Genomic DNA, 18,375 nt, shown 5'->3' with positions numbered 1-18,375 from the left:
GAACTCAAGACGGTCCTGAGGCGTTGCAGGTTTAAACGGGCTTTGCCGGTCCGGAGGGCAGGCAGTGCGCACGAAGGGACGAAACCAGGCACTATGGCGGTAGCGGTGGTCCCAAAGAGAGGAGTTCTGGTGGACGAAAGCGACCACCAGACTGATACTCCCGTGTCGTCTGACTGGACTCCCCCTTCGTGGGAGGAAGTGGTGCGGACTCACTCCGCACGCGTGTATCGGCTGGCATACCGGCTGACCGGCAACGTCCACGATGCCGAAGACCTGACACAGGAGGTCTTCGTCCGGGTCTTCAGGTCGCTGTCGAGCTACACCCCCGGCACGTTCGAGGGTTGGCTGCACCGGATCACGACGAACCTGTTCCTCGACATGGCGCGGCGCAAGCAGCGCATCAGGTTCGAGGGGCTGGCCGACGACGCCGCGGAGCGGCTGCGCGGTCGTGAGCCGTCGCCGGCGCAGGCGTTCGACGACGCCCACTTGGAGCCCGACATCCAGGCCGCCCTCGACGCGCTCGCACCCGAGTTCCGGGCCGCGATCGTGCTGTGTGACATCGAGGGCCTGTCTTATGAGGAGATCGCGGCCACGCTCGGCGTCAAGCTGGGTACGGTCCGAAGCCGTATTCACCGTGGCCGGGCGCAGTTGCGGGAGGCGCTCGACCATCGGGCCCCCCGTAATTCACAACTCCCCCCGACCGTGATCCGTGGGGAGGAAGTCTGATATGGCCCATCTTGGAGAACGCGTTTCCGCGCTCGTCGACGGTGAGCTCAACCACACCGAGCGTGATCGCGCGCTCGCCCATCTGACCTTCTGTGCTGACTGCAGGCGAGAGGTTGAGTCGACACGGGCGCTGAAGTCGCGCCTGCGCTCGCTCGACACGCCCGCGATGCCGGCCGACCTGACGATGTCCCTGCTCCGGATGTCGGAGCCGGGCGGCCCGCTGCCGCCGAGGGAGCGCCCTTTTCCCTCCCGCACGTTCGGGGGAGTGCCCATCCCTGGGCCGCACACCATCGCACCGCTGGACAACCGCCCGCGCAGGGACGCCATCGGTGGGGCCTCGGGCCCTGGACGCGGTGGTAGCAGGAGACGCTCCGCGTACGTCGCGGTCGGGGTGGTCTCCGCGGCCGTCGCGCTCGGCACCTTCTTCGCCACCACGGGCGTCGGGCAGAACAACCCCGCGCCGCCGGTTGAACTGTTCCAGCAGCCGGCTCGTACCTCGGCTACGAACGCTCCTTCGACCGCCACGCCCTGACGCCCCGATAGGCCGGGGAACATCGGTTGGCGTAGTTGACGGTGCGCTGGGCATACGATCTGGGTTCGGGAATTGTCACAAGCAAGTCCTGACAAAAGCTTTATAGCCCGCGTATGCCGCAAGAGCGAGGATTGCGGTGGCCGAGCCAAGGAGTGGTGAGACTTAGATGACCGACGAGACGCGCCCCACCGATGGACGCACAACGTCGGACTCCCCCGAGCCACAGGGGCGGCCGGACTTCCTGCCCGCGGACGACGTGGCCGATCAGCAGGGCAGGCGGCCCGAGCCGCCTGCCTCGTTCGGCGGTTCCTGGGGCGACCCGTCGGGCCGCCCGCCGTATGACGGCGGGTCCCAGGACAGATCATCCTCATATGGCTCGTTCGGCGCTCCCGATCCTGGCCAGCGCTCTTATGAGGGCGATTCGGGTCCCCGCTCCCACGACAGCCCCTCGTTCGGTCCGCCGGACGGGGGCACACGTACTTTTGACGGTCCTTCGTTCGGGGCTCCGGACTCGTCCTACGGTTCGGGCGCCCGCTCCTACGAGAGCGCGTCGTTCGGTTCGCCCGATTCGAGTACGCGCTCGTACGAGAGTCCCTCGTTCGGCTCGCCCGACGGGGGCACGCGTTCGTACGACAGCCCGTTCTTCGGCTCTCCTGACGGGGGCGCGCGGGCGTATGACGGGCCCTCTTACGGCGGCGGCCCGTCCTCCTACGGCGGCGGCCCCAGCGGACCCACGCCGCCGCCACCGCCGCGCCAGGCGCTCGGCATGGGCGCCGGCTGGGCGCCGCCACCGCCGGGTGCGCAGGCCACGGCGCGACGCGGCCCTGGGACGGGCCTCCTGGTCGTGATGGCCGTGGTCATCGCGCTGGTGGCCTCACTGCTCGGCAGCGTGGGCACCTACCTGCTCACCAAGCCCAGCAGCACCGCCAACGACCCCTCCTACAGCCTCGGCCCGCTGCCGTCCGGCGCCACCAACCGGGCGCCCGACTCGGTGGCGGGGGTGGCCGCGCGCGTCCTGCCCAGCGTGGTCTCCCTGGAGGTCGGCAACGGCAACAACACCGAGGGCGCGTCGGGGTCCGGCTTCCTGATCAAGAACGGCTACGTGGTGACCAACAACCACGTCGTCGCCATGGCCGCCAAGGGCGGCGAGATCCGGATCATGTTCAACAACCGCAAGACCACCCCGGCCCGCATCGTCGGCCGTGACCCGGGCTCCGACCTGGCCGTGGTCAAGCCGGAGGAGACGTTCGGCACGCCGGAGATCACGCTCGGCAACTCCGACCAGGTCGTGGTCGGTGATCCGGTCATCGCGATCGGCTCCCCGCTGGGTCTGACCGGCACGGTGACGACGGGCATCGTCAGCTCGCTCAACCGCCCGGTCATCGCCGGTGACGACACCGGCGCCAGCGCGGAGGAGCCCGCGTACATCAGCGCGATCCAGACCGACGCCGCCATCAACCCGGGCAACTCGGGCGGGCCGCTGGTGAACGGCCGGGGCGAGGTCGTCGGGGTGAACTCGGCGATCGCCACGCTGGGCCGCTCGATGAGCAGCCAGAGCGGCAGCATCGGGCTGGGCTTCGCGATCCCGGTGAACCAGACGCGGCGGGTGGCCGAAGAGCTGATCACCACCGGCAAGGCCAAGCGCCCCAAGATCGGCATCGTCCTGGACAAGGACTACCGGGGGCAGGGTGTCAAGATTGCGAACGAGCCGGCGGGCGGCCAGCAGCCGGTGGACGCCAACGGGCCGGCGGGCAAGGCGGGCCTGAAGGCGGGCGACGTGATCCTGGAGATCGACGGCCTGACCCTGCAGGACGGGAACGAACTGATCGCCCTGATCCGCAGCAAGGCGCCGGGCTCCAAGATCACCGTCAAGTACGAACGCTCCGGTCAGGAACGCACCGCGACCCTGACCGTCACGGCGGACGCCGAGCAGCCGTCGCCGTCTCCCTCTTAGGAGCCTTTACGGCTCCGCCCAGGCCGGCACCGGCCACCGTCGCCGGTGACCGGCCTTCCAGGGGAACGCTCCTCCGCCTCCCCGCCTCCCCGCCTCCCCGCCTCCCCGCCGCACCGCCTCCCCGCCGCACCGCCGTAACGACCGGGTTCACCCCCTGGGTGGTGAACCGTCGGCCGAGGTCGCGCGCGCCCGGCCACGGCCACGACGTTAGTGCGGTTGATATGACCCAGGGGGGACGACCGACCTACCCGTGAGAGCCCTTAGTCTGTGGATAGGCCGGGGTTGTCCTCGGAGAGGTCGGACTGCGGTAGGAGCTCACGGTGTTCGGACTCGGGTGGTTGGAGATCGGGGCGCTGATCGTGATCGCGCTGCTCGTCTTCGGTCCCGACAAGCTGCCTCAGGCTGCTTCACAGGCGGGCAAGACGCTGCGCAACCTGCGCCGGATGGCCAACAACGCGCGCGACGACCTGCGCGCGGGCCTGGGCCCGGAGTTCTCCAACTTCGACCCCGCCGACCTCAACCCGCGCAACTTCGTTCGCAAGCACCTCCTCGACGACATCGAGGACGACTGGAACAACGGCGACAAGCCACGCGAGCTCGAACCGGCCACCACGGCCCCCTACGTCCCTGAGCCGGTGGACGAGCTCTCCTACGGCGAGCTGCCCCCCTACGACTCAGAAGCCACCTGAGAGGCCCTCAGGCCCTGCTCAGGGGCTCTGGAAGGTGACCTCGGGGTTGGCGGCGGACGGCCCGTCCAGGAGCGGCTGGTCCTTGCCCTGGAGGTGCCGGTCGAAGAAGGCGCCCACATACGACGTGGTGATCTCGCCCGACCGCTTCCCGGGCAGCGGCGCGCCGGGGTCGGTGATCCCGGCCTGAGCGCCCAGGATGGGCAGGTCGATGAAGGTGAAGTGGCCGGCGTCGGCCACGGTCAGCCAGCGCTTCCAGCCGTCCAGGCGCCGCCAGTCCCGTAGCCAGGTCGTGTCGCTGGAGCCGGGCGAGTGCTGGGCCTTGGTACCGAGCATGAGGAACGGCCGCTTGCCGAGCCCCGAGGCCGGCACCGGCGCGAAGAACGAGCCGTCCATGTTGAGCCCGGCCCGCACCCGGCGGTCGGTGGCCATGACGCTCGCCGCCGCGTTGCCGCCGAGCGAGTGGCCGGCGGCGCCGATCCGGCGCTGGTCGATCATCTTCCCGTGCTTCCAGGCGGGCGCGGACCCGGCGGCGTGGGTCAGCCGGTCGATGACGAAGGAGACGTCGGCCGCCCGGTTGACGGCGGCCTTGGCCATCACCTTCTTCTCGGCCTCGTCGGAGGGGGCGCTCTCCACCGTCTCGCAGGCGACACAGGTCAGGGTGCGGCCCTTCGGGAACGTGGTGCCGAACGACTCGTAGGCGTGGTCCACGAGCGCGACGACGTTGCCCTTCGAGGCGAGGTCCTCGGCGAGCGTGGTCAGGGTGGCGCGGTTGAGGGTGAAACCAGGAGAGAGCACCACGAGGGGGTGCCTGCCGCCGATGGGGCCGGCGTCGGCGCGGGCGTTCGTCTGGACGCCGGCGAGCTGCTCTGCCTTGAAGAGGGTGTCGAGCTTCTGCCCCTTGAGCAGGAGCCGGGCCTCGTCGACGGTCATGTACGGCGCGGCGGTCCCGCCGGCGGCGGCCGGGTAGTACATCGACACCATCAGCTCGCGTGCGCCCGCCTTGGGGACCCACGGGTCGCGGCGGCCGCCGTCCACGAGGTGGAGGGTGTCGCGGCCGACTTCGTACCGCCCGGTGGGGTGCGGGATCGCGAAGCGGGTGTCGGAGGCCGCCGTCGCGGCCGTGGCGGCCGCCACGGGGAGGGTCAGAGCCAGGGTGAGGACGACAGCGGCGTTGCGGCGAGTTCTGATCATGCGCAGCACTCTAGGAAGCGCCCTACCAGGCCCGACATTCCCGAAAGACCAGCTCCCACCCTTACTTTCGTAGGGCCTGGAGAAGGCCGGCCCGGCATCCGCACGTCCCTCCCCTTCGATGCGGTGGAGAGGGGAAGGACGTGCGGAATATGAGGCTAGCGGCGGGGCGCGAGGCCGAGCTGGAGGCCCTTCAGGCTGGAGGAGCGCTTGCTCAGCACGCCCGCGATGTTGCGCAGCTCGGCCGCCGCGGGAGCGTTCGGCTCCGTGAGGACGAGGGGCTTGCCCTCGTCACCGCCCTCGCGCAGCCGCATGTCGATCGGCACCTGGCCCAGCAGCGGCACCCGCGAGCCCAGCGTCCGGGTCAGGGCGTCGGCGACCGTCTGGCCGCCGCCCTCGCCGAACACCGCGATGCGCTCGTCGCAGTGCGGGCACGGCAGCCACGCCATGTTCTCGATGACCCCGGCGATCTGCTGATGGGTCTGGGCCGCGATCGAGCCGGCCCGCTCGGCGACCTCGGCGGCGGCCATCTGCGGGGTCGTCACGACGAGGAGCTCGGCCGACGGCAGGCGCTGCGCCACCGAGATGGCGATGTCGCCGGTGCCGGGCGGCAGGTCGAGCAGCAGGACGTCGAGGTCGCCCCAGTAGACGTCGGCCAGGAACTGGTGGAGCGCCCGGTCGAGCATCGGGCCACGCCACACCACCGGCGTGTTGCCCTCGGGCTTGAACATGCCGACCGAGATGACCTTGATGTCATGCGCCACCGGCGGCATGATCATGTCTTCGACCTTGGTGGGCCGCTCGGCGGCGCCCAGCATGCGAGGGATGCTGTGGCCGTAGATGTCGGCGTCGACGATGCCGACCTTGAGGCCGCTGGCGGCCATGGCCGCCGCCAGGTTGACCGTCACGGAGGACTTGCCGACCCCGCCCTTTCCGCTGGCCACCGCGAACACCCGGGTCAGCGAGCCCGGCTGGTTGAACGGGATCTCCTTCTCGGGGCCACGGTCGCCGCGCAGCTTGGTCTGCAGGACCTTGCGCTGTTCGGTGCTCATGACGTCGAGTTCGATCCCGACGTCCGTCACACCCTCGATCTTGCCGACGGCGGTCTTGACGTCGCGGGTGATGGTGTCCTTCATCGGACAGCCGGCCACGGTGAGGTAGACGCCGACGCGCACCGCCCCGTCGGGAGCGATCTCGATGCTCTTGACCATGTCGAGGTCCGTGATCGGGCGGCGGATCTCGGGGTCGATGACGGTGGCGAGCGCCGCAGTCACCTGTTCCTGGGTAGGTGCCATCGAAGTCGGCACGAGGGAGTGCCGTCCCTCCTTTGTCGGTATATGTGTGACAGGCGCTGGACGCCGGTGAGGATGCCTCTCCATGGTATGAACCAGAGGCATCGCTCAGTTAATCCGAGCTGTTAGATGTCTGTGCAACAACGTCCTAAGGTTACTCCGTGACTGTTCTGCGCGACGAGGGCCTGACCGTCGAGGAGCTGACGGTCTGGCGCATGTTGCGGCGCGCCCAGGTGCGCATCACCCGCCATCTGGAGGCGGAGCTGCTCGTCGCCCACGATCTGCCGCTGGCCTCGTACGAGGTGCTGCTGCAGTTGGCGGAGAGCCCCGGGCGGCGGCTGCGGATGAACGACCTGGCCGGCCGCGTCCTGCTCTCGCGCAGCGGGCTGACCAGGCTGATCGACCGGCTGCAGCGCGACGGCCTGGTCGCGCGGGAGGCGTGCGCCGACGACGCGCGCGGGCTGTTCGCGGTGTTGACCGAGGCCGGTGAGACGAGGCTGGCCGAGGCCACGCCGACCTACCTGCGCGGCATCAGGGCCCAGTTTCTCGACGTGCTGAACGCCGGGGAGATCGGTCAGATCCGGGCGATGCTCGGCAGACTCGACCTCACCGGCGCTCCCTGAGCTCCTCCAGGAGTTTGCCGAGTTCAGAGCGCAGATAGTCGCGGGTGGCCACGTCGTTGAGCGCCAGGCGCAGGCCCGCGATCTCGCGCGTCAGATATTCGATCTCGGCCTGGGTGCGGTCGGCGGCCTCGCGGTCATGCTCATACTGGACGCGGTCCCGGTCGTCCTGCCGGTTCTGGGCCAGCAGGATCAGCGGGGCGGCATAGCTGGCCTGCAGCGACAGCATCAGGGTGAGGAAGATGAACGGGTAGGGGTCGAACTTGAGGCCGGCCGGCGCGACCACGTTCCAGATCACCCAGACCGCCACGAAAATGCTCATGTAGACGATGAACCGGGCGGTGCCGAGGAAGCGGGCGATCTGCTCGGAGAGGCGGCCGAACGCCTCAGGGTCGTAGTGCGGGCGCAGCGACCTGCGCAGAGCCCGTGGCTGGTCGAGTCGTTCAGTCGTCACGGTCGTCGGCCCTCTCGCGCCAGTCCTCCGGCAACAGATGATCCAGTACGTCGTCCACGGTCACCGCGCCGACGAGCCGGCCCAGCTCGTCGACGACCGGGGCGGCGAGGAGGTTGTAGTTGGCCAGGTAGTAGGTGACCTCGCGGAGCGTGAAGTCCGGCCTGATGGGGTCGATGGAGGGGTCGAGAACCCCGCCGAGCAGCGTGGACGGCGGCTCGCGCAGCAGCCGCTGGAAGTGCGAGACCCCCAGGTAGGTCCCCGTCGGCGTCTCGGACGGCGGCCTGGTCACATAGACCTGGGCGGCCACGGCGGGCGTCAGGTCCTGCTGCCTGATGTGCGCGAGAGCCTCGGCGACCGTGGCGCTGGGCGGCAGGATCACCGGCTCGCTGGTCATCACCCCGCCCGCGCTGTCCTCCGGGTAGGTGAGCAGCCGCCGCACCGGCGCCGCCTCCCCGGGCTCCATCAGCGCCAGCAGCTTGGCCGCCTGCTCCTCGGGCAGGTCGTGCAGCAGGTCGGCGGCGTCGTCGGGCCCCATCTCCTCCAGCACGTCGGCCGCGCGTTCCGGCTCCAGCGTGCCCAGGATGCCGATCTGGTCGTCGGGCGGCAGCTCCTCCAGCACGTCGGCCAGGCGGTCGTCGTTGAGGGCGCGGGCGATCTCGATGCGGCGCTTGCTCGGCAGGTCGTGGAGCGCGCTGGCCATGTCGGCGGCCCGCAGCGACTCGAACGCGGCGATCAGCCCCGCGGCCCCCTGGTCCTTCTGCAGCGTGTCGAACCCGGACACCTCGCCCCAGCCCACCGTGCGGGGCTCGCGCCGGCGGCCCTTGTAGAGGGCGACCTTGGTGATCTCCCAGGTGGACGGCCTGGTCTCCTCCATGGCGACGTCGTAGACGGTCATGGGCTGGTCGCCGAGGTGGACGGCGAGGTCGAGGATCTCGCCGACGACCAGGGTCTCGGTGGCGCGCTGCTCGAACCTGCGCATGTTGAGGCGGCCGGTGAAGACGACGGATCCGGCCTCGATGCCGCGTACGCGGGTGATGGGCAGGAACACCTTGCGGCGCGGCTGGACCTCCACCACGAGGCCGTGGACGACGGGCGGCCGGTTGAGGCGCAGCCCGACCACGACGTCGCGGACGCGGCCGATCTGGTCGCCGGCCGGGTCGAAGACGGGAGTCCCCGGCAGCCGGGCCAGGAAGATCTTCACGTGGCCAGGCTAACAGTGCCGCCCCATTGCGCCTGAGACGGGCGACATGTCAGTATCAAACACGCTAAACGGTAATTACTCGGCAGGTGGTGTGCGATGAGGTATGCGGGGCTGGCACTCGCGTTCGTGTCCTCGTGGTGTTTCGCGTTCTCGGGACCGATGGCCAAATACCTCAACGCGGCCGGGCTGGCGCCCATCGAGGCGGTCTGGACGCGGATGGCGGGCGCGGGGCTGCTGCTCCTGGCGGTGCTCGCCGTGGTGCGGCCGCGGGCGCTGCGGATCCCGAGGTCCAGGCTGCCGTTCTTCGGGCTGTACGCCGTGATGGCGGTGGCCGGGGTGCAGGCGCTCTTCTTCCTGGCGATCACGCGGCTGCCGGTGGGGGTCGCGCTGCTGCTGGAGTTCATGGCGCCGGTGATGGTGGTGGCCTGGGTACGGCTCGTCCGCAAGGTGCGCCTCGCGCGGGCCGCCTACGTCGGAGCGGTGGTCGCCGTCGTGGGCCTCGCGATCGTCGTCGAGGCGTGGCAGGGGATGCGGCTGGACGCGCTGGGCCTGCTGCTCGGGCTGCTGGCCGGGGCGTGCTGCGCCGGATATTTCCTGATGAGCGATAGCTTCGGCGACGACGTGGACCCGCTCGGTCTGATCGCCTGGGGCATGGCGGGGGCGGCCATCGTGCTGCTCCCGTTCTCCCGGCCGTGGAACATCAAGTGGGAAGCCTTCACGGCCACCGCCACGCCGGGCGACGGGCAGACGATGCCGGTGTGGGCCGCGTACCTGTGCCTGGTGCTGATCGCCACCGTGCTCGGCTACAGCCTGGGCATCAACGCCGTGCGGCGGCTGTCGGCCGCGGTGGGCGCCACGGTCGCGTCGCTGGAGGTCATCGCCGGCGCGCTCGTGGCCTGGGCGTTCGTCGGGGAGACGCTGGGCATGTTCCAGATCGTGGGCGGCCTGATCGTGCTGACCGGCGCGCTGCTCGCCCAGACGGCCACGCGCGCCCCTCAGTCGGAGGTCCTGCCCGACCTGGAGCCGGTCACCGTTCGGGGGTGAGGCGCAGGACGGTGGAGTCGCGGGCCCAGCGCTCGGTGAGGTGCTCGCTGTCGCGCGCGTTGAGCCGCTCCTTGGCCAGCACCGCCACGGCGTCGGACGCCGCGGCCTGGTCGACGACCGAGACCGCCGCGTCGAAGTGCACCAGCATGGCGCCGTTGTCCTTGCTGCGCAGCGTGACGCGCACCCGATCGAGGGCGTCGAGCCCGGGAAGCCGCTGCTCCTCGCCCCCGGTCACCAGGTAGATCGCGCCGTCGTGCCAGGCGTGCCAGGCCAGGCGGGGGCGGTCGAGGGTGAGCCAGAGGATGCCCGACTTCTTCGCGCCCTCCTCGATGGCCGCGGTTTTGTCGCTCACAACACCGACTGTACGCCGAACCGCGCTTCCCGATCTCGTCGCCCGCCCGGCGGTGAAGGGTATCTAAAGTGTCCGCATGCGCTCACGTCGTTCCGTCCTCGCCGTCCCCGGCAGCAACCCCCGGTTCCTGGAGAAGGCCCAGACCCTGCCCGTCGACGAGGTCTTCCTCGACCTGGAGGACTCCGTCGCGCCGCTGGCCAAGGAGCAGGCGCGGGCCAACGTCGTCGGCGCGCTGCGCGAGGGCGACTGGTCGGGCAAGACGCGGGTGGTCAGGGTCAACGATCTGACGACGCAATGGACGTACCGGGACGTGATCGAGGTCGTCGAGGGGGCGGGGGAGTTCGTCGACTGCCTGATGCTGCCCAAGGTGCAGGACCCCAACGAAGTCGTCTGGCTCGACATCCTGCTCACCCAGATCGAGAAGACCATGGGCTACGAGGTCGGCCGCATCGGCATCGAGGCGCAGATCGAGAACGCCCGCGGCCTGGTGAACGCCGACGCCATCGCCGGGTCGTCCCCCCGGCTGGAGACGCTGGTGTTCGGCCCGGCGGACTTCATGGCCTCGATCAACATGCGCACCCTCGTCGTCGGCGAGCAGCCGCCCGGCTACGTCGAGGGCGACGCCTACCACTACATCCTCATGCGGCTGCTCATGGCGGCCAGGACGCACGACCTCCAGGTGATCGACGGGCCCTACCTGCAGATCAAGGACGTCGAAGGCTTCACGCGGGTCGCCAGGCGGGCGGCCGCGCTCGGGTTCGACGGCAAGTGGGTGCTCCATCCCGGGCAGGTCGACGCGGCCAACGAGGTGTTCTCGCCGGCCCAGGAGGATTATGACCACGCCGAGCTGATCTTGGAGGCGTACGACTACTACACCTCCGTCGAGCGGCGCGGCGCGGTCATGCTGGGCGACGAGATGATCGACGAGGCCTCCAGGAAGATGGCGCTCGTCGTGGCCGCCAAGGGGCGGGCGGCCGGGCTCACCAGGACGAAGAGCTTCACACCTTGAATCCGATGGCGGTGAAGAACCAGAACGACGACGTCAGCCAGAGCCCGATGAGCGCCGTGAAGGCCAGCCCGCCGAACACGGGCAACGTCCAGCCGGGCGTGTCCTTCTTCGGCAGCGCCAGCATCTTCGCGGTGAAAATCCCGTAGAAGAAGCAGCCGAGCAGCGAGTGGGCGAGCACCCGGGGCACGTCGTACTGCAGGCCCAGGGCGTACAGGCAGTGGAAGGCGACCGGGATCGTGAGGATGAACGCCAGCCGTCCCGACCAGCGGTGCACGCCGGCCGGGATGGTGATCCCGAGCTTGCCCCACATCGACAGGGCCGAGACCACCTGCACGATCGCCAGCACGAACGCGCCCGTCGTCAGCCACACCTTCATCGGCAGCGCGGCGGAGAAGCCGGCCACGCCGACCGCGAAGCCGGTCGGCGTGTGCGCCCGCCCATAGACGCCGAGCGCGAGCACCACCAGGCCGCCGACCACCAGCGGCACCAATAACGAGGTCAGGCTGCGGGAGGGCCGCTGGTTGATGGCGGTCATTGCATCTCCTCGATGAAGCCGTCGACGTCCTTCGGGTAGATCGTGGTCTGGTCGAGGGTCAGGGGGTCGGTGGGCCGCTCGCTGTCGAGCTGCGGGATGTCGACCGGCTCCGCTCCGGCGAAAGCGGCGCCGACCTGGTAGTAGCGGCCGTTCTCGTCCTTGATCATGATCCAGCCGGCGCGGAACTTGGCGCCTCTGACGATCGCGGTGGCCCGGTAGAGGCCCGACGGCTTGACCACCGTCGGCGCGACGAAGCTCCATCGCTTCCCGCCGACGGACACCCAGCCCTTGGCCCGGCCGCCACCGAGGTCGGCGGTGACCTTGGAGCCGGCGTTGGCCACGCCCTTCAGATCCAGCTCACCGGCCGTCTCGCTGCCCTTGAACCAGGCTTCGGTACGCCCGTCGCAGAAGTAGCCGACGGCCTTGCCGTTCCTGATCGAGATGGCGATGAGCGCTCCGTTGCCCTGCACCCGGCCGCCGTAGTCGGCCTTGGTGATCTTCTGCGGCTCCGTCTGCGACGCCTTCGATGGTGAGGGCGACGGAGCGGCGCTGTTCTCCTCGGCGGGAGGGGCTTCGGCAGCGGTGTTGGCAGCCGTGTTCTCGGCCGCCGGTGTCGCGGTGATGCTGGCGACACCCAGCCCCACGGCGAGCACTGCTCCCGCCGCGAGGGTGATGACAGGTCCCAGCCTAGACATGGACTACTCCCAGGGTTGAAATGCCTACGCCTCAGAGCATCCGCCAAAATGGAGGGACCGTCTGTGAACTAATGCGCATCAGACGGACAGAATAGAGAGATGCAGGAGAATCCAGGGCCCCAACTTCCGCACGGCCCGCAGGCGCCCGGATATCCGTACCAGCCACAACAGCGGTCCTGGTTCCTGCCGGCGCCCCGGGGCGCCCGCTTCGACCATCTCGCGAGAAACGCCGCCGCCCGGCCGTGGCGGGCGATCGTCGGGACGCTCGCCGTCGCCGCCGGCTTCTTCGCGATCGGGTTCGGAGCGGTCATCACGTTCCTGACGCTGGCGTGGCTCCTGGGCCTCGACTCGCCGGTGACCCCCGCGGGCCTGCCCGAGCCCACTCCCATGGGGCTGGCCATGACGCTGCTGTCCCTGGCGCCCCTGCTGCTGGTCGTGCTCGGCACGGTGGCGCTCGTCCAGCGGCGCCGGCCGGGCACGGTCTCGTCGGTGGCCGGCAGACTGCGGTGGCGGTGGATGGTGTCCTGCGCCGGGCTGGCCGTGCTGGCGCTCGCGCTCGGGCAGACCGTCCAGTGGATCGCCCTCACCGTGTCGGGCCTGGACTCCGACATGTTCGGCTGGGCCGGGTGGGAGACCTTCCTGCCCCTGCTCATCGTGATCGTGCTGCTGGTGCCGTTCCAGGCGGCGGCCGAGGAGTACGTCTTCCGTGGCTGGTTCACACAGGCCGTGGGGGCGCACGTGAACAACCCCATCTGGAGCATCCTCATCGGCTCCGCGCTGTTCGCGTCGCTGCACGGCTACCAGTGGGCGGGGCTGATGGACGTGTTCGCGTTCGGGGCGGTCATGGCCTGGCTGACGATCAAGACCGGGGGCCTGGAGGCGGCCATCGGGCTGCACGTCATGAACAACCTGCTGGCCTTCGGGGTGAGCGCCGCCGCCGGCACCCTGGAGGAGTCGATGGATCAGGCCAATGTCTCGGTGCCCTGGCAGGCGTTGTCGGGGACCGTGGTGCAGCTCGGGGTGTATGCGTTTGGTGTGATCTATCTAGCCAAAAAGCGGTCGATAAGCAATATTTCTGGATAAAACCGGCGCTGGGTGCCGGGAATCTGACTAGAGAGGTCTCGCTATTCCGGCTCAAGCATGCTGCTCTGGATGCTGTGGGAACGGCGAGGGTTTCCCCCGGAGGTGATCGTTTCGGTCAGGCTGGGTACGAGAATGTCCGTGTTCACTGGAGAAGTGGACGACATTTCCTGGAACGGTCCGTAAAGTGCGACCGAGATGTACCGGTACGACTAGTTCGACTAGGAGGTACGGCGCGTGGCCTCCGGCCCCAGCGAAACGCCACGGCGACCGCAGGGTGACGACGACCCGCATTCCGAGGGCACGTCGGAACCACATTCTTCGCAAGAGCCCAGGATCAGCCATTCACCGCCCGGTCCCACGGACGACCGGGCCAGGGGTCTCCCTCTGACCTCTCCTTGGGGCATGCCGCCCTTCGCCGCTCCCATCCCGGACGAGGAGCCGCTGGAGCCGCCCAAGGGGCGCAGGCCGTACAGCTCGCCGACGGCGGAGCCCGAGATCGAGCCGCGCCGCCGTCCCCGCCGCATCGTCAACCGGCCGGACAAGCTGGTCGCCGGGCGGCCGCGGGCGTGGGACTCCCAGCCGGAGACGGAGGTGACCCCGGCTCCGGCGGCAGAGGAAGCCCTGGCAGAGGATGCGCCGAGGGAGAACCCGAAGGACGTGGCTCCGTACCGGCTGGTCTATCCCGTCGAGGAGCGCGCCGCCGACGTGCCCGAGGACGACGAGGACACCGACGTGCGGCGGGTCGGGCGGCCGCCCGAGGGGCGGCCCACCAGGCCCGACCTGCTGGTCGCCACCGGCGCCCAGCGCCAGCAGGGCCCGGCGGGGCGGCATCACAGGGGCCCGGCCCCGGCCGCCGTCCGCAGGTCCGGCCCGATCCACCGGGGCGGCAGGGCCGTCCCCGTCGTGCTCACCGTGGCCGCCGCGGTCCTCGTGGCCACCGGCGTGCTGGTGTGGCAGTGGAACGAGAACGAGGCCCCAGGGCTGCGCCTGGAGGCGGGCACCGGACGTTCAGGAGATGACCTGTTCACCGTCCCGGCCGCGGGCGACGGCACCGAGCAGAACCTCAACGACATGACCTCGGTGGGCCGCGCCGTGGTGGCGGTCGGCAGCGACACCACCAGCCCGACCCCGCGCCCGCTGTTCCTGTTCTCCCCGGACGGCGGCAAGAACTGGCAGCTCGGCCAGGTGAACGGTGCCTCCGCGCCCATGGTCCGGCGGGTGGTCGGCGGGAAGGGCCGCTGGCTGGCCAGCGGTGGTGACGGAGGGTCCCAGCGGGGCCTGTGGACCAGCACCGACGGGTTCAGCTGGACCGCGGTGCCGGCGTCTGGGCTGGCCGCCTTCAGGGCCGGCGACGACATCCGCGACATCGCCAGGACGGCCTCCGGGTTCGTCGCGGTGGGCCTGACGACGGGCGTGGACGGCGGTTCAGGACCGGCGGCCTGGCATTCGGCCGACGGCACGAGCTGGGAGCGCGCCGAGAGCAGGGGACTGGAAGTACGGGAGCTGCGGGCCGTGGTCGCCAAGGGTGACACGGTCGTGGCCATCGGAGTACCCGCGGACGGCGAGGGATCGCGGGTGCTGCGCTCGGCCGACGGCGGCCGCACGTGGCAGGCGACCGGCTTCCAGCTCCCCGAGGCCGCCGACCCGAGGGCGGGGACGCTGGCCGTCCTGCCCAAGCAGTTCGTGCTGGTGCCGACGCGCAGGCGCACGATCGACGGCGATGTGCGCGTCTACTGCTCACCGACCGGGGCGAAGTGGACGCACTGCGGCTCGATCGGCGGGCTCAGCGGCGCGAGCGCCGGCGTGGAGTCACTGATCTCCTACCCGTCGGGCGTCGCGGCGATCACGCAGGCCGGCCTCGGCCGCTACTCGGTGCTGACCAGCACCGACGGGCAGGGCTGGAGCAAGCGGGCCGACCTCGGCGACCTGCCGGGGGCGACGCTGCGCGGGTTCGCGATCTCCGACGGCGGCACCCTGTTCGCCGGCGGCGACCAGGCCGCCTCCGACGTCGACAACCAGCTCGTGCTCATGTCCTCGCCCCCGCGCGGCGCCGCCTCGCGCGTGCAGCTCGGCCGGGTCGAGGGCCTGAGCAGGATCGCCCGCGAGACGAACGCCCTGACGAGCTTCGCCGGCCGGTACGTCGCCGTCGGCTCGGCCTCGGGCGACGCCGGCCTGTGGACGATCAAGAACTGGCAGAGCTGGAAGTCCATGAGCCTCGGCGGAGCCGGCCGGCAGACCCTGGAGGACGTGACGCACGGCGCTCGCGGCTGGCTGGCCGTCGGCAGCACCGAGACGAACATCGCCAGCACCGACCCCCTCCTCGTCACCTCCGACGACGGCGAGAGCTGGAAACGGGTGAACGTCACCGGCGACCTGGCCCGCGGGCCGGACCTGCTCTCCCTGCGGCCGCGCGTGGTCACGGCGGGCAAGGACGGCTACGTCGTGGCGGGCGAGTCCAAGGACCAGTCGGGCGCGACCGGCGCCGCCGTGTGGTTCACGCCCGACATGCGCAAGTTCACCCGGTCGGAGAAGCTGCCGCAGGGCGGCTCCGGCGTGCGGATCCACGACGCGGTCGCGGTGCCGGGCGGCTACGTGGCGGTGGGCGGCTCGGGCAACGCCGACCAGGAGAACAGCGTGGTGTGGTTCTCGGAGGACGGCGTGAACTGGAGCGCGCGCAAGCGGGTCGTCCCGGCGGACGCCACGTCGGCGGGTCTGCGACGGGTCACGATTTATCAGGACAAGCTGGTGGCGATCGGCACGGCCATGACGGCGGGCGCCCGGCGCGCGTTCGCGGCCGTCTCCGACGACGACGGCGAGACCTGGCAGACGGCCTGGCTGCCGGCGGACCAGGCGGCGGCGGTGTACGACCTGGCGGCGGCCGAGGAGGGCCTGGTGGCGGTCGGCTGGCACGGCGTGCCTGGCGAGGGTGACAGCGCGGCCTGGACCTCTCAGGACGGGCTCTCGTGGAACCGCATGGCCCTCACCAAGGACCGCCTGGCGGGGCAGGGGACACAGTGGCTGACGGCGGTGGCCGTGGAAGGGTCGGAGGTGGTGGCGCTCGGCCGGTCCACGACGTACAACGCCGATCATCTGATCCTGTGGACGTCCAGCCTGACGTCGAACAGGTGATCAGTGTGGCAGGACGTTCCAGTCCTTGAGGGACTCCAGCAGGCCCTCGGACAGCGGGAGCCGTACCAGGTCGCCGGCGTCGCACCAGCGCACGTCGGCGGCGTCGTCCCCGGCCACCGGCACGCCCGCCACCACCGTGGCGAGATAGTCGTGGATCACGTACGTGTCACCGCCGAGCCCGGGACGCTCCACCGTCCCGGCCAGCCGGCCGATCTCGACCCGCAGCGCGGTCTCCTCCAGCACCTCGCGGCGTAGTCCGTCGGCGTCCGTCTCGCCGGGCTCCAGCCGGCCCCCGGGAATGGACCACAGACCCAGGCCAGGCGGGCGGCCGCGCTTGATGAGAAGGAGCCGGTCGGAGGCATCGAAAATGATCGCGCCGACACAATTTACGCGCACATGACCAAGATTACGACGGGACAACGAGCAGCGGCCTTGACGTGGCCGTGCCGGAGAAAGCACCGTGGGTAGTTGTGAGAGCGGCACCAACCTGCCCGCGGTGTTTTGGCCCGCTTCACGGGCCGAGCGCCTGGTCGAGTGCGTTCCGATGCGGCACGCACGGTGACGTCCTGCCGTATCAGCCGCCGTGGCCGCCGACCAGCACCGCGCTAGAGGCGATACGCAAGAGCTCCGTCGTGCCCGTGTGGCTGCCGTGGCCGTTGCCGGTCGGATGGCTGGTCACCGGCTTCGCCGAGGTGGGCGACCAGCGCACCGGCGGCCGCGCCAGTGTGGTGGCGCTGACCGGTCCTTCGCTGATGGAGGGCCCCGCCGACCTGCTGGTCATCTCGGAAGAACCGGGCATCGGCATCGGCGCCGCCTTCGCGGGGCTCGACGGGCCCGACCCCGGGGAAGGGTTCGACACCGGCCCGCCCAACACCAAGCTCGCCGTGCTCGGCCATCCCACCGCGATGTGGTGCGTGGACGGGCAGGACGACCGGGCGGTCTACGCGGGTGAGGCCATGGGCAACTGGCTGTGGGCCATCGCCTGGCCGGCCGACGCCGGATGCATGATCGCGCTGGCCGAGCTGTCCCTCATCGACGCCCGTGACCACGAGCTGGACGTGCCGTTCGGGGCGTTCTCTCCCAGACTCGAAGATTAGGACGCGCGAACGCGATTCGCGCTCTCATGCAGACGGGCTAGAGTTCGGAGGCGTGACAGCGCGTATCGAGCGAGTGGTGACCGAGGGCGTCGTCGACATCGACGGCACCGAGCACAAGGTCGAGAACAACACCTGGATCGTGGGTGACGACGACGAGGTGATCGTCATCGACCCGGCGCGTGACGCCGAAAAGATCCTGGAGCAGGTGGGCGAGCGGGAGGTGCTGGCCGTCATCTGCACGGCGGGCCTGCCCGACCACGTCTCCGCGGCCATCGAGGTGGCCAGCAGAGACGAGGCCGTGGTCGCCCTGCACCCCAAGGACAAGCCCCTGTGGCGTGAGACCTGGCGTGAGACCTGGCCCGACATCGACATGGAGGACGACGGCATCTTCGGTGTCGCCGACGTCCAGCTCGATGTCATGGAGACGCCCGGCGTCTCGCCCGGCGGCGTGTCCCTCTACTGCGAGGGGCTCTCGGCCGTGTTCACCGGCAAGGCCCTGCTGGCCGACGGTCCCGGCAAGCTGGGCGGCGAATATCCCGCCCTGGCCGACCAGCTCACCTCCATCGGCGGGCGGCTGTTCACGCTGCCCGGCGACACGCGGGTGCTGGCCGCCCACGGTGACGAGGTCACGGTCGGCGACCTGGAGCCGCACTTCGACGACTGGGTGTCGGGTTCGCTGACCCGCGTCGACACCGGTGACGAGGAGGAGAGCGGCCCGCTGACCGACGGCACCAAGGTTTCCGGGATCAAGCTGAGCCCCGGCGACGACTAGGTG

General features: G+C 70.3%; 19 protein-coding genes. 11 read left to right on the top strand and 8 right to left on the bottom strand.

From position 1 onward, the window contains the following. The first annotated feature begins 93 nt into the window (after positions 1-93). The 4 genes from sigE (at position 94) to C4V41_RS35230 (ending at position 3,901) form a co-directional block, all read left to right on the top strand. Positions 94-726, top strand: coding sequence for an RNA polymerase sigma factor SigE (sigE, locus tag C4V41_RS35250; RefSeq protein WP_235030568.1), 633 nt, complete (start codon positions 94-96; stop codon positions 724-726). A gap of 1 nt (position 727) precedes the next feature. Further along, the gene (locus C4V41_RS35245) at positions 728-1,258 is read left to right on the top strand and encodes an anti-sigma factor family protein (RefSeq protein WP_103960320.1); all 531 of its coding nucleotides are present in this window, start codon (positions 728-730) and stop codon (positions 1,256-1,258) included. Between the two features lie 166 nt (positions 1,259-1,424). Next, positions 1,425-3,212 carry a S1C family serine protease gene (locus tag C4V41_RS60980; protein WP_146103910.1) on the top strand — a complete coding sequence of 596 codons (1,788 nt, stop codon included), beginning with the start codon at positions 1,425-1,427 and terminating at the stop codon, positions 3,210-3,212. 320 nt (positions 3,213-3,532) lie between these two features. After that, positions 3,533-3,901: a sec-independent translocase gene (locus C4V41_RS35230; RefSeq protein WP_103960318.1), complete on the top strand. Its 369-nt coding sequence runs from the start codon at positions 3,533-3,535 to the stop codon at positions 3,899-3,901. 18 nt (positions 3,902-3,919) lie between these two features. On the opposite strand, the gene C4V41_RS35225 is transcribed toward C4V41_RS35230, so the two are convergent. Both C4V41_RS35225 and C4V41_RS35220 read right to left on the bottom strand, forming a co-directional pair. Continuing rightward, positions 3,920-5,092 carry an alpha/beta hydrolase family protein gene (locus C4V41_RS35225; protein WP_103960584.1) on the bottom strand — a complete coding sequence of 391 codons (1,173 nt, stop codon included), beginning with the start codon at positions 5,090-5,092 and terminating at the stop codon, positions 3,920-3,922. Positions 5,093-5,247: 155 nt separating this feature from the next. After that, positions 5,248-6,384 (bottom strand): Mrp/NBP35 family ATP-binding protein, encoded by a 1,137-nt coding sequence (locus C4V41_RS35220; protein WP_103960317.1) that lies wholly within the window; start codon positions 6,382-6,384, stop codon positions 5,248-5,250. A gap of 158 nt (positions 6,385-6,542) precedes the next feature. Between C4V41_RS35220 and C4V41_RS35215 the strand changes: the two genes are divergently transcribed. After that, complete coding sequence (locus tag C4V41_RS35215) at positions 6,543-7,004, top strand: MarR family winged helix-turn-helix transcriptional regulator (protein ID WP_103960316.1); 462 nt, start codon at positions 6,543-6,545, stop codon at positions 7,002-7,004. Here C4V41_RS35215 and C4V41_RS35210 read toward each other — a convergent pair. Then, the gene (locus C4V41_RS35210; RefSeq protein WP_103960315.1) at positions 6,988-7,455 is read right to left on the bottom strand and encodes a DUF1003 domain-containing protein; all 468 of its coding nucleotides are present in this window, start codon (positions 7,453-7,455) and stop codon (positions 6,988-6,990) included. The genes C4V41_RS35215 and C4V41_RS35210 overlap by 17 nt on opposite strands. Continuing rightward, a complete protein-coding gene (locus C4V41_RS35205) occupies positions 7,445-8,656 on the bottom strand; it encodes a magnesium transporter MgtE N-terminal domain-containing protein (protein ID WP_235030567.1) in 1,212 nt (403 codons plus the stop codon). Before C4V41_RS35205 ends, C4V41_RS35210 begins: the two co-directional genes overlap by 11 nt. 96 nt (positions 8,657-8,752) lie before the next feature. Here C4V41_RS35205 and C4V41_RS35200 point away from each other — a divergent pair, with 96 nt between their 5' ends. Continuing rightward, positions 8,753-9,700 (top strand): EamA family transporter, encoded by a 948-nt coding sequence (locus C4V41_RS35200; protein ID WP_103960314.1) that lies wholly within the window; start codon positions 8,753-8,755, stop codon positions 9,698-9,700. Here C4V41_RS35200 and C4V41_RS35195 read toward each other — a convergent pair. Then, positions 9,684-10,052, bottom strand: a complete 369-nt coding sequence (locus C4V41_RS35195; protein WP_103960313.1) for a hypothetical protein — start codon at positions 10,050-10,052, stop codon at positions 9,684-9,686. The two genes, C4V41_RS35200 and C4V41_RS35195, sit on opposite strands and share 17 nt — an antisense overlap. A gap of 76 nt (positions 10,053-10,128) precedes the next feature. On the opposite strand from C4V41_RS35195, the gene C4V41_RS35190 reads away from it, so the two are divergent. After that, entirely contained in the window at positions 10,129-11,061 is a 933-nt protein-coding gene (locus tag C4V41_RS35190; protein WP_103960312.1) for an HpcH/HpaI aldolase/citrate lyase family protein, read from the top strand. Here the strand turns inward: C4V41_RS35190 and C4V41_RS35185 are convergent. Further along, positions 11,051-11,596, bottom strand: coding sequence for a DUF6529 family protein (locus C4V41_RS35185; RefSeq protein ID WP_103960311.1), 546 nt, complete (start codon positions 11,594-11,596; stop codon positions 11,051-11,053). The genes C4V41_RS35190 and C4V41_RS35185 overlap by 11 nt on opposite strands. Beyond that, positions 11,593-12,291, bottom strand: coding sequence for a hypothetical protein (locus tag C4V41_RS35180; RefSeq protein ID WP_146103909.1), 699 nt, complete (start codon positions 12,289-12,291; stop codon positions 11,593-11,595). Before C4V41_RS35180 ends, C4V41_RS35185 begins: the two co-directional genes overlap by 4 nt. A 99-nt stretch (positions 12,292-12,390) precedes the next feature. Here C4V41_RS35180 and C4V41_RS35175 point away from each other — a divergent pair, with 99 nt between their 5' ends. Both C4V41_RS35175 and C4V41_RS35170 read left to right on the top strand, forming a co-directional pair. After that, on the top strand, positions 12,391-13,374 hold the full coding sequence (locus tag C4V41_RS35175; protein WP_103960309.1) for a CPBP family intramembrane glutamic endopeptidase: 984 nt from the start codon (positions 12,391-12,393) through the stop codon (positions 13,372-13,374). 402 nt (positions 13,375-13,776) lie between these two features. After that, entirely contained in the window at positions 13,777-16,503 is a 2,727-nt protein-coding gene (locus C4V41_RS35170) for a sialidase family protein (protein ID WP_103960308.1), read from the top strand. Here the strand turns inward: C4V41_RS35170 and C4V41_RS35165 are convergent, their stop codons facing one another. Next, a complete protein-coding gene (locus C4V41_RS35165) occupies positions 16,504-16,899 on the bottom strand; it encodes an NUDIX hydrolase (RefSeq protein ID WP_103960307.1) in 396 nt (131 codons plus the stop codon). 41 nt (positions 16,900-16,940) lie between these two features. On the opposite strand from C4V41_RS35165, the gene C4V41_RS35160 reads away from it, so the two are divergent. Both C4V41_RS35160 and C4V41_RS35155 read left to right on the top strand, forming a co-directional pair. Next, complete coding sequence (locus tag C4V41_RS35160) at positions 16,941-17,600, top strand: DUF6758 family protein (RefSeq protein WP_327537489.1); 660 nt, start codon at positions 16,941-16,943, stop codon at positions 17,598-17,600. Between the two features lie 52 nt (positions 17,601-17,652). After that, positions 17,653-18,372 carry an MBL fold metallo-hydrolase gene (locus tag C4V41_RS35155; protein WP_235030566.1) on the top strand — a complete coding sequence of 240 codons (720 nt, stop codon included), beginning with the start codon at positions 17,653-17,655 and terminating at the stop codon, positions 18,370-18,372. Positions 18,373-18,375 lie beyond the last annotated feature (3 nt).

Origin of the sequence: Nonomuraea solani (assembly GCF_900108335.1) — a bacterium.
GTDB classification, from domain to species: Bacteria; Actinomycetota; Actinomycetes; order Streptosporangiales; family Streptosporangiaceae; genus Nonomuraea; species Nonomuraea solani.
This window is presented reverse-complemented; position numbering and strand designations above follow the sequence as displayed.

Excerpts from the sequence above, each read along its gene's own strand:
- sigE (WP_235030568.1), top strand. The coding sequence starts at position 94 with ATGGCGGTAGCGGTGGTCCCAAAGAGAGGAGTTCTGGTGGACGAAAGC.
- C4V41_RS35245 (WP_103960320.1), top strand. The coding sequence starts at position 728 with ATGGCCCATCTTGGAGAACGCGTTTCCGCGCTCGTCGACGGTGAGCTC.
- C4V41_RS60980 (WP_146103910.1), top strand. The coding sequence starts at position 1,425 with ATGACCGACGAGACGCGCCCCACCGATGGACGCACAACGTCGGACTCC.
- C4V41_RS35225 (WP_103960584.1), bottom strand. The coding sequence starts at position 5,092 with ATGATCAGAACTCGCCGCAACGCCGCTGTCGTCCTCACCCTGGCTCTG.
- C4V41_RS35220 (WP_103960317.1), bottom strand. The coding sequence starts at position 6,384 with ATGGCACCTACCCAGGAACAGGTGACTGCGGCGCTCGCCACCGTCATC.
- C4V41_RS35200 (WP_103960314.1), top strand. The coding sequence starts at position 8,753 with ATGAGGTATGCGGGGCTGGCACTCGCGTTCGTGTCCTCGTGGTGTTTC.
- C4V41_RS35190 (WP_103960312.1), top strand. The coding sequence starts at position 10,129 with ATGCGCTCACGTCGTTCCGTCCTCGCCGTCCCCGGCAGCAACCCCCGG.
- C4V41_RS35185 (WP_103960311.1), bottom strand. The coding sequence starts at position 11,596 with ATGACCGCCATCAACCAGCGGCCCTCCCGCAGCCTGACCTCGTTATTG.
- C4V41_RS35180 (WP_146103909.1), bottom strand. The coding sequence starts at position 12,291 with ATGTCTAGGCTGGGACCTGTCATCACCCTCGCGGCGGGAGCAGTGCTC.
- C4V41_RS35175 (WP_103960309.1), top strand. The coding sequence starts at position 12,391 with ATGCAGGAGAATCCAGGGCCCCAACTTCCGCACGGCCCGCAGGCGCCC.
- C4V41_RS35170 (WP_103960308.1), top strand. The coding sequence starts at position 13,777 with ATGCCGCCCTTCGCCGCTCCCATCCCGGACGAGGAGCCGCTGGAGCCG.